The sequence below is a fragment of the Xanthomonas sp. D-99 genome (assembly GCF_017746145.1).
In the GTDB taxonomy this organism is placed as follows: Bacteria; Pseudomonadota; Gammaproteobacteria; order Xanthomonadales; family Xanthomonadaceae; genus Xanthomonas; species Xanthomonas cissicola.
Genome location: NZ_JAGHWU010000009.1, coordinates 40,968 through 55,023, shown reverse-complemented (window position 1 = coordinate 55,023; position 14,056 = coordinate 40,968). Strand labels below are relative to the sequence as shown.

9 protein-coding genes are annotated in these 14,056 nt (G+C 64.6%); 3 read left to right on the top strand and 6 right to left on the bottom strand.

What is annotated here, in order from left to right; all coding sequences use genetic code 11:
- Positions 1-15: 15 nt before the first annotated feature.
- From J7360_RS04610 to J7360_RS04595, 4 genes are all read right to left on the bottom strand, one after another.
- The gene (locus tag J7360_RS04610; protein WP_057660163.1) at positions 16-2,466 is read right to left on the bottom strand and encodes a family 20 glycosylhydrolase; all 2,451 of its coding nucleotides are present in this window, start codon (positions 2,464-2,466) and stop codon (positions 16-18) included.
- A gap of 257 nt (positions 2,467-2,723) precedes the next feature.
- Positions 2,724-3,791, bottom strand: a complete 1,068-nt coding sequence (locus J7360_RS04605) for a glycosyl hydrolase family 18 protein (RefSeq protein ID WP_209033343.1) — start codon at positions 3,789-3,791, stop codon at positions 2,724-2,726.
- Positions 3,792-3,794: 3 nt separating this feature from the next.
- The gene (locus J7360_RS04600; protein ID WP_057660166.1) at positions 3,795-5,480 is read right to left on the bottom strand and encodes an alpha-L-fucosidase; all 1,686 of its coding nucleotides are present in this window, start codon (positions 5,478-5,480) and stop codon (positions 3,795-3,797) included.
- Positions 5,481-5,686: 206 nt separating this feature from the next.
- Positions 5,687-8,359, bottom strand: coding sequence for a TonB-dependent receptor (locus tag J7360_RS04595; RefSeq protein ID WP_007967998.1), 2,673 nt, complete (start codon positions 8,357-8,359; stop codon positions 5,687-5,689).
- A gap of 702 nt (positions 8,360-9,061) precedes the next feature.
- Here J7360_RS04595 and J7360_RS04590 point away from each other — a divergent pair.
- The gene (locus tag J7360_RS04590; RefSeq protein WP_057660167.1) at positions 9,062-10,078 is read left to right on the top strand and encodes a glucokinase family protein; all 1,017 of its coding nucleotides are present in this window, start codon (positions 9,062-9,064) and stop codon (positions 10,076-10,078) included.
- 296 nt (positions 10,079-10,374) lie between these two features.
- Here J7360_RS04590 and J7360_RS04585 read toward each other — a convergent pair whose 3' ends face one another.
- Entirely contained in the window at positions 10,375-11,109 is a 735-nt protein-coding gene (locus tag J7360_RS04585) for a 16S rRNA (uracil(1498)-N(3))-methyltransferase (RefSeq protein ID WP_003482429.1), read from the bottom strand.
- Positions 11,100-12,518 (bottom strand): adenosylmethionine--8-amino-7-oxononanoate transaminase, encoded by a 1,419-nt coding sequence (gene bioA, locus J7360_RS04580; protein WP_057660168.1) that lies wholly within the window; start codon positions 12,516-12,518, stop codon positions 11,100-11,102. The genes J7360_RS04585 and bioA overlap by 10 nt, the downstream gene beginning before the upstream one ends.
- 41 nt (positions 12,519-12,559) lie before the next feature.
- Between bioA and nudE the strand changes: the two genes are divergently transcribed.
- Together nudE and cysQ are read left to right on the top strand one after the other, a co-directional pair.
- Positions 12,560-13,108, top strand: a complete 549-nt coding sequence (nudE, locus tag J7360_RS04575) for an ADP compounds hydrolase NudE (RefSeq protein ID WP_003482427.1) — start codon at positions 12,560-12,562, stop codon at positions 13,106-13,108.
- Positions 13,105-13,905: a 3'(2'),5'-bisphosphate nucleotidase CysQ gene (gene cysQ, locus J7360_RS04570; RefSeq protein WP_209033341.1), complete on the top strand. Its 801-nt coding sequence runs from the start codon at positions 13,105-13,107 to the stop codon at positions 13,903-13,905. Before nudE ends, cysQ begins: the two co-directional genes overlap by 4 nt.
- Positions 13,906-14,056: the final 151 nt, after the last annotated feature.

Below are 14,056 nucleotides of genomic sequence, written 5' to 3'. Positions count from 1 at the left end.
CTCTCCTAAGGTGGCTCAGCGCGTGGCGGCGGGGGGCGCCTGCGCAGTGGTTTCAATCAATTGAACGGCGCCGATGGCGTACAGAGGGCCGCGAATCGGCGCGGTGAAGCGCAGGCACAGATCGTGGACGCCGGTGCGTGCAGGCAGTGCGGTTTCCAGGGTGAATTGCTCGCCCAGGGTGTCGCTGCGCGGCAGCTGCACGCTGGCGATCAACTCGCCGTCGCAGCCCTGACGCACTTCCAGCTCACCGCCGCGGGTCTTGGCCGGGTACTGCACGACCTTGGATTGCTCGTGCGCCAGTCCGAAGTTGTTGGGCAAGCGTGCGGCTTCGATGCGGATCGCACCGATACCGTCCAGCCGTGCCTGCGGATAAAGGCGGCAGGCTCGGAACAGGTCGACGTTGTACACCGGCGTGTCGGCGCCGGTCATCTCCGGCAACAGCGGCAGGCGCAAGCCGAGCGCGCCGGTTTCAACGCAGTGCTGCAATCCCTGCGTATCCACCCGCAACAAACTCGCGCGATCGAAGGTGCGGCGACGCGTGGCCGCCAGCGGCGTTCCGTTGGCATCGAACGCAGTCGCCTTGACCGTAGTCGGCAATCGAATCGTAAACGGCGCGTTGTAGCGCGGCGATGCCGGCGTCGGGTCGCCGCCGTCGGTAGTGTAGTGAAGCGTGCCCGCGCCGGCTTGCGTGCTCAGCGTCACCTTGGCCGGCCCGCCGGCGAGCACCGGATTGGGTCCGTTTTCCAGGGCGATATCGGCAGCGAATGCGCCATCGCTGTAGTCGATGCCCAGTGCCTTGTAGCGCTGCAGCTGCGCCGGCATGCGCGCCAGGAAGCTGTTCCAGTTACGCGCTGCCGGCGGCGACCAGGTCACTTCCGCCACCGCAGCCAGGCGCGGAAACAGCGCGTGATCCACATGCCAGCGCGAGGGGATGTATTCGGACCACAACGCGCCTTGTGCGCCCAGTACATGCCTGGCCTGTTCGGCGCTGAGCTTGGCCGGCACCGGGTCGAATGCGTAGACCTTGGACAGCGGCAACACGGTCAGGCGACCATTCGGTTCGTCGCTGCGGGTGGTCTGCAGGTTGTCCAGATACAGCCAGTCGCCCGGCGCGAGTACCACATCGTGGCCTTGCTGTGCTGCGGTCACTGCGCCTTCGATGCCGCGCCACGACATCACCGACGCACTCGCCGGCACGCCGCCTTCGAGAATTTCATCCCAGCCGATCATGCGCCGGCCGTGCTGGGTAAGGTAGGCCGCCAGTTGTTCGTTGAACCAGCCCTGCATCGCGTGCGCGTCCTTGACCCCGAGCTTGCGCATCTGCGCGCGCACCGCCGGCGAGGCTTCCCACTGATCCTTCACCGCCTCATCGCCACCGATGTGGATGTAGGTCGACGGGAACAACGTCAGCACCTCGTCCAGTACATTGGTGATGAAGGTCAGGCTGCGTTCGCTGGTGTTGAACAGATACGGGTTGACGCCCCAGTCCACGCCCACCTGCGTGCGTGCGCCGGGTACGCCCACTTCTTCGGGGTAGGCAGCAACGGCTGCCTGTGCATGGCCGGGCATGTCCAGTTCGGGCAGCACGGTGATATGCAGGCGCGCTGCATAGGCGACGATCTCGCTGATCTGTTCCTGGGTGTAGAAGCCGCCATACCGCTGCGGCGTGCCGTGCTGGCCGGCGCCGGGCGGCATGCGCCATGCGCCCACCTCGGTGAGCTTGGGATAGCGCTTGATCTCGATACGCCAGCCCTGATCATCGGTGAGATGCCAATGCAGCACGTTGAGCTTGTGCAGGGCCATCGTATCGAGCACATGCTTGACCGTGTCCACATCATGGAAATGCCGGGCCACATCCAGGTGCTGGCCGCGCCAGCTGAAACGCGGCCAGTCGCGTATCGCCACCGCCGGGACCTGGACCTCGCCCTTGCGCGCATCCGGTGTCATCAATTGCCAGGCGCTGATTGCGCCATACAACAAGCCGGCACCATCGCGCGCGGTGATACGCACGCCCTTGGCATCGGCCTCCAGGCTGTACCCTTCCTTGTGCGCTACCGGGGCCTGCACGCTGCGCTCCAGGCGGATGCTGTCCGGCGAGGCGCTGGTTTCGGCGCGCACTTCCAACCGCAGCCCGCGTGTGCGTTGCAGCAGATCGGCCAGATGTTCGGCACTGCGGCGTGCATCGGCATCGCCGGGCGCGATCGAGATCACCGTGCCGGTGCCCACCGTGAAGCTGCCGCTACCGCGTTTGACCTCCACTGCTGCAGGAATCAGCGGCAACGGCGTACCCGCAGTGTTTGCGGCTGCAGCAGCAGGTGCGCCCGCGGTTGCGGCGGCCGGCGAGGTGCCTGGCGCTCGTTGACCGCAACCGGCCAGCGACGCTGCTACGAATGCAAGCGCAAGCAGGCGCGAGGATAACGGTGCGACGGCTGTCAGGCGTGCGGTGGGTGCGGAGTTCGACATCATGCAATCAGATCCCGATATGGCGGCGGTACACGGCAGCCACGCACAGTAGCAAAGCCGTGTCGGAAGACGCAGTGACTGGCGCACGCTTCGTTCCGCTGCGCAGCGCGGGCACTGCGTGGTCATGCGATCACGTCAGTGGCGCCGGTCGCTGCAAAACCGGCGGGGGCAACGCTGGAATCGGAATGCAGCCCGGCAGTCCGACTCCTTGTACCAACCGCGCCCGCCCGCTCACGGTGCCGTCGTTGCGTCAGCTGCGCTCAGCGCTGCGCAGTCGGTAGCTCGTCCCACACCTTCGGATCTTCGGCGCCCAGCACCCAGCAGCTGAATCCTTCCAGGCCGTATTGTTTGGTCAGCTCGTAACGTGCCTTGAAGCTGCGTGCATCAGGGCGGAACACCCACTCGCGCATGTCGTCGCGATAGAAGTAGAACCACGACTCCTGCTCGACCGGATCCCACTGCACGGTGGCGTTCTGTTCCTGCGCCAGCGGGAACGACTCGTCTGCATCGATATACGTTGCGGAAATATTCGATGCCTCGGTGCCGTCTTCCTTCACCGGGTTGCCGGTGTACCAGCGGTAACCGTAGGTGGCGATGCCCAGCGACAGCTTGTCCTTCGGCACCTGGGTGATGGCGTAATCCAGGTGCTTCTTCATCCACACCATGCCATCGACCGGGCCCGGCGTGGTCCAGCGCGTGTGCTGGTCGTAGGTCATCAGGCTGACCAGATCCACCGCCCGGCCCAGCGCCTTGAGGTCGTACGCACCGCGCCAGTATTCCCACATCCACTTGGAGAACTGACCGCCTTCGGCATAACCCGGTGCGTTCGGCACCACGGCGACCGACATCTTGAAACCGGCCTTGTGCAGCGCGTCTGCGGTCTGCTTGACCATCAGCGTGTAGGCGTCGCGGTCGGTCCAGGCGATGTTTTCGAAATCGAACTGGAAGCCGTAGTACTTGTGCTGCTTGCCGTGGATGAGCAGCGACTCGATCATGCGCTTCTTGGCGGCTTCGTCGTGCATCAGCTTGTGGAAGCCTTCGCGACCGGTGGTCATCGACAGGATCGGCATGACCCGCAGCTTGTGCTGCTTGGCGATGTCGTACAGATACATGTTGGGGGTGCCGTTGACCAGGCCGTTCTGGTCCACGCCATACCAGGTAGGCACCACCACATCGATCTTGTCGACGTTGGCGATGAAGGAGTTGGTCGATTTCTGCGTGTTCATCAGATAGAACAACGCCGTGGGGTTTTTGGCCAAGGCCGGAGCGCAGGTCAGTGCCAGCGCGAGCAACATCCAGGTCAATCGCTTACTCATGAAAGACAACATCCGTCAGGGAGTGGGGGAGGAAAGGTCGATGCGGAAGACGTAGGCACTCTCGCCAACCGGCTTGACCGGCAGGCGCAGATGCAGGCCGTCGGCGCGTTGTTCGAACGGGATCTTCTTGCCGTTTGCCAGCAAGGTCACGGCGCGTACGCCGTCGGCGGCCTTGAGCGAGCCGATCACCGCTTCGCCATTGCTGGGCCAGCCGAGCTCGATCGCATACAGCGCGCCATCGCGCGTGGTGAAGCGGAAATCCTCGGCCGTGTACGGCTTGGTCTTGATGTCCTGGAAGGTGCCGCCCACCACTTCCGTGGGGCCTTCGCCATACACGCGCCACGGCTTGCTGTCGTAGATCGCGCCGCCGTTGGTCTTGAGCCACTTGCCGATCGCCAGCAGGATGCCGCGCTCGGTGTCCGGGATCGAACCATCGGCGCGCGGCCCGATGTTGAGCATCAGGTTGCCGTTCTTGGCCACCACGTCGGCCAGCATGTGGATGATGAAGGTGGGCGACTTGTAGGTGTCGTTTTCGATGTAGCCCCACGAGGCGTTGCTCACCGAGGTGTCGGTCTGCCAATGCGTGGGGTGGATGCCGGTGAGCTGGCCGCGCTCGATATCCAGCGTGCCTGCGCCTTCGGGGAAGGCGCCGAGCTTGTAGTTCACCACCACGCCGCGGTCGGCTTCGGTACGCGCCGCGCCCTTATTGTAGTAATACGCCAGCATCGTCGGCAGGCTGCGGCGGAAGGTGGGGTGGGCAATCCACCAATCGAAATAGATCAGGTCCGGTTGATAGGTATCGATCAACTCGGTGGTGCGCGCCAGCCAATCGTCCAGCCAGGCCTGCGAGACCGGCGTCCAGTCGTTGGCCACATCGGCATCGTCCTTGCCCGGCAGGCGCACCTGCGCCGGACCATACAGCGCCGCGTAACGCGGGTCGTTGACGTCCGAATCGAACTTTCGCCCGCCATCGAAGAACCAGTTGTGTTCGGCGCGGTGCGATGACAGCCCGAAATGCAGCCCCTGTGCGCGGATGGCCCTGGACAGTTCGCCCAGCAGGTCGCGCTTGGGCGCCATCTTCATCGCGGTCCAGTCGGACAACTTGGAATCGTACAGCGCAAAACCGTCGTGGTGTTCGGCCACCGGCACCACATAGCGCGCGCCGGATTGCCGGAACAGCTTGGCCCAGCCAGTCGGGTCGAACTTGGGGGCGGTGAACTTGGGAATCAGATCCTTGTAGCCGGAACGCGCCTGCGGCCCGTAGGTCGCCACATGATGGGCGAATTCCTTGGAGCCTTGCAGATACATGTTGCGCGAATACCACTCGCTGCCGAACGCCGGCACCGAGAACACACCCCAGTGGATGAAGATGCCGAACTTGGCGTTGTCGTACCACGCCGGCGATTGATAGGCCTTCAGTGCCGCCCAATCGGGACGGAACGGACCCTTGCGCGCGCCGGCTTCTGCTTCGCGCACCAGGCGCTCGCGCTCGGGCGCATAAGCGGCGGTGGCATCGAGCCACTGCTGGTCGATCGCGTCGGGGCTGAGCGTGGCGGCGGTGGCGGCGGTCGGCGATTGCGCCGCATTGACGTGCAGCGCGGGCAGCGCGAGCAAGAGAGCGAACGCGAGCATTCGGCTCCTGGGTGCAGCTCCGGCGTGGCGGCGGGATGGAGCCGCGAACTGGCGGCTATCGGTCGTCATGGGAACTGCACTCCTGTAAGCGAAACGCGTCGGTCATGCTGCGGCCGCGCGTGGATGGCGAAAGCGGGCCTGGCCACGCCCCCTCGGCTGCGAAGGGGCGCGGCCAGTACCACTCCTTGGTGCGACATCGACCTGCCGCTGCGGACAGCGACAGGTCCAAAAAAAAGCGCGCCACCGTGGAGGGTCGGTGGCGCGCCGGGACTACGTCAGAACTTGAAGTTCAGCTGGGCCTGGTAGCCGCGGCCGTTCTTGTAGAACGCCGTCGGGGTGTCCCTGGTTCCGCTGTACAAGCGGTAGGTGGAATCCAGCAGATTGGTGGCGCCGAAGGTGAGACCCATGTAGTCGGTGATCTGATACGAGGCGGTCAAATCCAGCTGCTTGTAGCTGTCTGCGAAGTCTTCCGAGCCCAGGCGTCCGATCTGGGTGAAGTACTTCGAGCGGTAGCTGTAGTTGACACGCACCGTCCAGTCGCCGTGTTCCCAATACGGGATCACGTTGTAGGTATCGCGCGACAGGTAGGGCAGGTTCAGGCCGGTGCTCGCATCGGATTTGGCAAACGTGTAGTTCGCCTGGAAACCGAAGCCGAGGCCGAAGGTCTGCTGGTAGTTGATCGATGCGCCCTTGACCTTGGCGTCGGAGACGTTGATCGGCGAGGTAACCGTGTAAATACCAGAGTTGCCGCTGATCGGATCGGTCAACTGCTGCTGGCTGGTGGTATTGACGATGTAGGAGCTGATGTCGCGATAGAACACTTCACCGGACAACATGCTGGACGGCGCGAAATACCATTCGGCAGCCAGATCGTAGTTGGTGGATTCGTACGGCTTCAGATCCGGGTTGCCGCCGCCGGCGGTGAGATTGCCGTTGGCGCTGTTGATGCTGAAGGTACCGGCCAGATCGCCATAGCGTGGGCGTGCGATGACCTTGGCAGCCGAGAAGCGCAGCACGGCATCGTCGGTGACGTCATAGGCGATGTTTAAGCTCGGCAGCGCCTTGCGGTAGTCGTTGTTTTCGGCCACGCGCGAGTAGTTCGTGCCGCCATCGGCAGTCTGCCAGTACAGCGACTTGTCGCTGGTGTCGACCAGACGCACGCCCACGTTACCGCGCCACTTGCCGGTCTCGTAGTTCAACTGGGTATAGACGTTGTGCGTGATCTCCTTCACCTCGAACGAGGAGCCGTAGTCGGGACGATACGGGCCTTGCGGCTGCGACAGCAGATAGTTGCGGATCGAGCTCAGGTTCGCGGTCGGCCAGGTGGTCAGATCGCCACTTGCACCCAAACCGTCGTACAGACCGCTCGGGGTGGTGCCCGGGTTGAACTGGGTCAGCGAGATCGGGTCGGTGGTGTTGATGCGGTTGCCGCGTGCGTCCACACCATTGTTATGGTTGATGTACTTGTAGCCGAACAGCAGTTTGGTGAACGGGCCAACCGCCAGGTCGCGTGCTGCGTCCCACTGGAAATACTTCTCTTCATCCTTGCTCTTCTGATAGAAGATGCCGCCCGCCTGCATGGCGCTGGCATCCTGCGAACCCGGAGCAAGGCCTGCCGGCGAGCCGGGCAGCGTCCAGTTCGATGCACCGCCGTTGGCGTAATTCACCGCGGTGTGCGAACCATCGAAGGCGTAGTTATAGCCGCCATCGGTCATCAGGAACTTCATCAGGTATTCGGGGTTCTTGCCGCCGGTTGCCTGGGTGTCGCCAACCTGGGTGGTGAACACCCACTTCTCACCCGACCAGTCGTGACGCAGATTCAGGCTCTTGGTGGTGACGGTGCTCTCGCGATAGTTCGCATCCAGCTGCGCGTATGGCTGATCGTTGACGCCACCGCGGGTGTTGTCCGATACCGTGGCCGAGGAGACCACGCCGTTCTCGACGTTGGCGCTGGTGATCTTCTGGATGTCGTTGTTACAGGCCGGGCAGACGTAACGCGATTCGCTGAAGTTGTTGTACTTGCCCTTGATGTAGATGCCGGTCAGATTGAATTCGTTCTGGTCGTCGGGCTTCCACTGCAGCGCACCCTGAAGACCGTTGCGCTCGCGTGTCTGCTGGAAGAAGGCGCTATTGATACCGGCCGGCACGCGCGCGGTGGCCACATCGCTGCCGTCGCCGGTGATGGTGGCGGTCGGCGGAATGTTGGCACCGGTGGTGTAGCCGAAGTATTCGATACCGGCGCGCGCCAGGTCCTGCTTGTCGTGCGTGGCCGAAATCAACGCGCCGAAGGTTTCGTCGTCGTTCTTCCAGCTCCACAGCGCCGAGCCACGCGGATTGCCTTCTTCGGAGCGGTCGTTGTAGTTGTAGCCGACCGAGCCGCGGATGGTGTTCTTGGGCAGATCCAGCGGCTTGCGGGTGTGCACGATCACGGTGCCGCCGATCGAGCCTTCGTCGATGCGCGCTTCGGGGGTCTTGTAGACCTCCATCAGGCCGATGATTTCCGGCGACAGCAGCGTGTAGTTGAAGGTACGGCCGCTGGTGTCGGTCGGGTTGCCGCCCCAGTCGCCCGAAGCGATGGTCTGGCCATTGAGCAGCACGCGGTTCAACGCCGGGTCGGTGCCGTTGATGCTGACTTTTTCGCCTTCGCCGAACTGGCGGTCGACGCTGATACCCGGAAGATGCGACAGCGATTCGGCCGCATTGACGTCCGGGAACTTGCCGATGTCTTCGGCGCTGATCGCATCGACGATGGAGTTGGCCGAGCGCTTGACCGCCTGGCTCTTCTCCAGCGACGCGCGGTAGCCGGTGACGGTGATGGTATCCAGCTCGGTGGTGGCCGACGGCGTGCTGGCCGGAGCTTGTTGTTCTTGTCCGGCAGCCATTGCAGAGCCGGAGCAGTACAGAGCGGCGGTGATACAGAGTGCTAACGTCGTGGTGCGGCTGTGCATGGCTAAACCTCATTGGTTAGTGCTGTGAGCGCGCTGCCCTGCGATAGGACGCAACGCGCTCGGCGTGGCCGGCAAAACAACACGCCCTGACCGATCGCGGTGATTGCGCTGGCAGGCTTCTTTCGAAGCACAGTGCAGGCGATTCGCGTGGTGAAGGAGGTGTCCCCCGTGTGGTGAAGCGGTGGAGCTAAACGCACATCAGCGAGCGGGAACGTCTGGCGACGCACGACTCGCGAATCTGGAATGCCAGGCGAGGGAATGCCCGTTCTTCAGTACCGAACAGTCCATGGCCCCTCCTGCCAGAACCACGATTTGAATCGAGTCTCGCGTAGCCCTGACAGCGTTGTCAACACGTCGTCACAGATCTCTGATGTGGCCGCGACTGCGCTGCAATGCAGCATTTCCGGGCAAAGGCAGACGCTGCGCCGCAGCATTTTGCGCAATAAGCTTCGCGAGCGCGACTGCTACCATCGGCGCGTACTATCGTAAAGACCACAACGCCACCGCTTCGCCCTGAAGTTGTGCTGGAATCGCCGGCGCGCCTGCGGATTTTTGGCGAATGATGCGCGCCGTTACAATCGGGCCATGTCGCGGTTGCGACGGTTGCGTTACAAGACGATTGCTGACAACGTTGTCTACCCGTTTGCCGTTCGTCGGATAAACGGACGACGAGCCAGCCGCCGGCACTGATCAGGAGAATGCGTGAGCGCAAGCAGTCCAATGGAAGCGGTGGCCTTTCCGCGCCCCGAAACCTTCGTGGCCGCCGATGTGGGCGGGACGCACGTGCGCCTGGCGCTGGTATGCGAGAGCAATGACGCGGGCAAGCCGATCACGGTGCTGGACTACCGCAAGTACCGCTGCGCCGACTATCCGGGCCTCGCCGACATCATGGCCGCGTTCTTCGCGGAACTGGGTTGTGCACCAGTACGCCGGGGCGTGATCGCCAGCGCCGGCTACGCGCTGGAAGACGGTAGCGTGATCACCACCAATCTGCCCTGGGTGCTGGCGCCGGAGCAGATTCGCCGCCAGCTCGGCATGCAGGCCCTGCATCTGGTCAACGATTTCGAAGCGGTCGCCTATGCGGCCAATTACATGAGCGGCAACCAGGTCATGCAGTTGTCTGGCCCGGTGCAGGGTGCCGCAGGCCCGGCGTTGGTGCTTGGTCCGGGCACGGGCCTGGGCGCGGCGCTGTGGATCCCCAACGGTGGTCACCCGGTGGTGCTGCCCACCGAAGCCGGCCACGCTGCACTGGCGCCGGCAAGCGATCTGGAAATGGCGTTGCTGCAGGAACTGCGGCGCACGCGCACCCACGTGGGGACCGAAACGCTGTTGTCAGGTCCGGGCCTGTTGAATCTGTACACCGCGCTGGCGGCCTTGCGTGGCGAGACCGTGGTGCACGCCAGCCCGGCCGATATCACCGCTGCCGCAATGGCCGGCAACGATGGATTGGCGCACGATGCCCTGCAGGCGTTTTGCGGATTTATGGGCAGCGTGGTCGGCGACCTGATGCTGCTGTATGGCGTGCGCAGTGGCGTTTATCTGGCTGGCGGTTTCCTGCCGCAAATCGCCACCTTTATCGCCGATAGCGACTTCGTCGCGCGCCTGCTCGACAAGGGCGCCTTGCGTCCCGCGCTGGAGCAGGTGCCGGTGAGCATCGTCGAGCACGGCCAGCTTGGCGTCATCGGTGCTGCCAGTTGGTTCCTGCAGCGCGGTCGCTGAGAGCTCCACATGGCAGGTGCAGCAGGCCGGCTGCACCAGATCGATCAACTCCGCATTCCGTAGGAGCGCACCCGGGCGCGACGCGGCGTTGCCGATAAGGCCCTGTCGCGCCCAGGTGCGCTCCTACGGGCCAGCGCGGGTATCAGGCCGGGACACGCGACGGAGCCGTCCACATGCAACGGACGGCGCAATGCCGAGCAAATTCCCGCATTCCGGTAGGAGCGCACCCGGGCGGGACGAGGCGTTACCGATAAACGCCTGGTCGCGCCCGGGTGCGCCCCTACGATGTCATGGCGCTATAGGTCCCCGAACCGCGACTGCAGCGCCGCAATCGCCGCCAGCCCCGCCGTTTCGGTGCGCAGAATGCGCGGCCCCAGCTGCAGGCCGCTGAAACCCGCCTCGGCAAGCAGTGCGCGATCGCGTGGCGACCAGCCGCCTTCCGGCCCGATCGCCACGACGATGTGTTGCTGGATGCTTGATGCCAACGTGCCCAGGCGATGCTCGCCCTGCGGGTCCAGCGTCAGCCGTAGCGCATGCGCGTCGCTGGCCTGCGCCGCGTCCTGCAGACCCTGCGGCGCGGCCACGCTGGGAAGACGTGCGCGCCCGGATTGCTCGCAGGCCGACACCACCACGCTGCGCCAGTGCGCCACGCGTTTTTCGGTGCGCGCCGCATCGAGCTTGACCTCGGTGCGCTCGGCGATCACCGGCACGATCGCCGCAACGCCCAATTCGGTGGCCTTCTGCAGGATCAGATCCATCTTCTCGCCGCGCGCGATGCCTTGCATCAAGGTGATACGCAGCGGCGATTCGTTGGAGAGCGGCTCGGCACGTTCCACCCGCGCACGTGCATCGCGCTTGCCCGCCACGGTGATGCGTGCGTGGTAATCGCTGCCGTCGCCGTTGAACAGGATGCAGGCATCGCCCTCGCGCAGCCGCAGTACCCGCAGCAGGTGATTGGCCGACTCTTCCGGCAATGTCACTTCCTGGTCGCAGTGCAGTGGCAGCGCGACATGCGAACGGGTCAGGCGCATGCGACCGCCTCCGTGATGGCATGGCGGGTGGTGTCGGCCAACAACGCAAGCTGCGACTCGTCCACGCAATACGGTGGCATCCAGTACAGCACGTCGCCAAGCGGGCGCAGCACCACGCCTTTTTCGAGCGCCGCGCGATACGCCTTCAGGCCGACGCGTGCGGCAGAGGCAAACGGCGTGCGCTTGTTACCGCCCTGGGTCAGCTCGAAGGCCACGATCATGCCGGCCTGGCGCACGTCTGCCACGACCGGGTGTTCGCCGATCTGCGCAGCGAGTGCGCGCATGCGCGCGGCGATGGGTTGGTTACGCGCAATCACGTCGTCGTCTGCGAAGATCTTCAAGGTCGCCAGCGCCGCGGCACATGCCAGCGGGTTGCCGGTGTAGCTGTGCGAATGCAGAAACGCACGCTCGCGCGAATCGTCCAGAAATTCGTCGTACAACTGCTGCGTGGCCAGCACCGCCGACAGCGGCAGGAAGCCGCCGGTCAGTCCCTTCGACAGGCACAACAGGTCGGGCATCACGCCGGCCTGTTCGCAGGCAAACAGGGTGCCGGTACGGCCGAAGCCGGTGGCGATCTCGTCGGCGATCAAGAATGCACCATGGGCATCGCATAATTCGCGCGCGCGGCGCAGATACGCCGGGTGGTACATGCGCATCCCGCCCGCGCATTGCACGCGCGGCTCCAGGATCAGCGCACAGATTTCGCCGGGCGAGCGTTCGAACAGTGCCTGCAACGCATCGGCTGCCTGCAGCGCATAGTCTTCGGCGCTTTGCCCCGGTTCGGCCAGGTAGGCATCGGGCGAGGGCGTGAACATCGCCTCCAGCAACAGCGGCGCATACACGCGCCGGTACAGCGGAATATCGCCAACCGATAGCGCGCCGATGGTTTCGCCGTGGTAACCATTCTCCAGTGCGATGAACCGCGTCCGCCGGTGGTCGCCGCGATTGTGGAAGTAATGAAACGCCATCTTCAGTGCCACCTCCACGCCGGCCGATCCGTTGTCGGCGTAGAACACCTTGGACAGCGGCGCGCGCCCGGCCTGGCGTGGCGCGATCGCCAGCAACTGCTCGGCCAGTTGCACGGCCGGCGTATGCGTGAAGCCGGCCAGCATCACCTGCTCCAGTTCGCCGGCCTGGCGCGCGATGGCCGCGCCGATGCGCGGTTCGGTATGACCGAACAGGTTGGTCCACCAACTGCTCACCGCGTCCAGATAGCGGCGGCCGTCATGGCCGACCAGCCATGCGCCTTCGCCACGCGCGATCGGCACCAGCGGCAGCGTGTGCGGGTGCTCACGCATCTGCGTGCAGGGGTGCCACACCACGGCAAGATCGCGTTGCCGCCAATGTTCGGCAGTTTGTGCGGCTGCAGGGTCTGCTAGGATTTCGGGTTCATGGACATGTCGATGCATCCGCCTATTCTATCGGCCCGCTTTGCGGCTGCGTGCGACGCATGAGCTCGCGCCTGCCGATCATCCACAAGATCACCGATCTGGGCGACGGGCCGTTCCGTCGGCAGCAGCTGGATCTGGAGTTCTCCAACGGGCAGCGTCGCATCTACGAACGCCAACTCAGCCAGGGCCATGGCGCCGTGGTGGTGGTACCGATGCTCGATGCGCAAACCGTGCTGCTGGTGCGCGAATACGCCGCCGGCGTGCATCGCTACGAACTCGGTCTGGTCAAGGGCCGCATCGACGCCGGCGAAACACCCGAGCAGGCCGCCGACCGCGAGCTCAAGGAAGAAGCCGGCTACGGCGCACGCCAGGTCCAGGTGCTGCGCGCGATGACGCTCGCTCCTACTTATATGAGTCACCAATCCTGGTTGGTGCTGGCACGCGACCTCTATCCCGAGCGCCTGGTCGGCGACGAGCCGGAAGAGATGGACGTGGTGCCGTGGCCAATCGCACGTCTGGACGAATTGATGCTGCGCGAAGATTTTTCCGAAGGCCGCTCGCTGGCCGCCTTGTTCATTGCGCGCGAGTGGCTGGAGCGCAATCCATGATCCGCATCCCGATGGAGCTGCGCGAAACCGTGATCGCCATCGCGCGCGATGCCGGTGCCGCAATCATGGAGGTCTACGCGCAGGACTTTTCGGTGGAGATCAAGGACGACGCCAGCCCGCTGACCCAGGCCGACCTGGCGGCCAACCGCGTCATCGTCGACGGCCTGCGCCGTGTCACCCCGGATGTGCCGGTGCTGTCGGAAGAGTCTGCGCACGTGGCCTGGGAACAACGCCAGTACTGGACCAATTACTGGCTGGTCGATCCGCTCGATGGCACCCGCGAATTCGTCAAGCGCAATGGCGAGTTCAGCGTCAACATCGCGCTCATCCATATGGGCGCACCGATGCTCGGGGTGGTGCAGGCGCCGGTCGACGGGCGGGTCTGGTATGCCGCGCGTGGCGAGAACGCCTTCCGCCGCGATGGCGACCGCGATGAGATGCTGCACACGCGCACCCCGGCCGCCACGCCGTTGCGGGTGGCAGCCAGCCGTTCGCATCGCGACGCGCGGACTGCCGCCGCGCTGGAGCGGATGGGCGAGATCGACGTGGTCGCGCAAGGGTCGTCGTTGAAGTTCTGCCGCATCGCCGAGGGCGATCTGGACGTGTATCCACGTTTCGGCCCCACCTCCGAGTGGGACACCGCCGCTGGTCAGTGCGTGCTGCATGCGGCCGGTGGCGTGTTGCTGGCCGGCGCTAGCGGCAAGCCGTTCCGCTACAACCGCCGCGACACCTTGCTCAACGGCGACTTCATCGCACTGGGCGATCCCAATCTGCCCTGGCGCGATTGGCTGGCCTGAGCGGCATGCGCGCCGTCGTCGCGACGGCATGGCTGTGCAAGGTCCTGACGCACTGAAAGGTACACTCCGGTCTCCCGGCACGCACTTGCGTGCCGCGCGTTGTTGCGGTGTGCAACGGCCGCGTGCGTCGCTTGGCGTCGCGTGGGACATG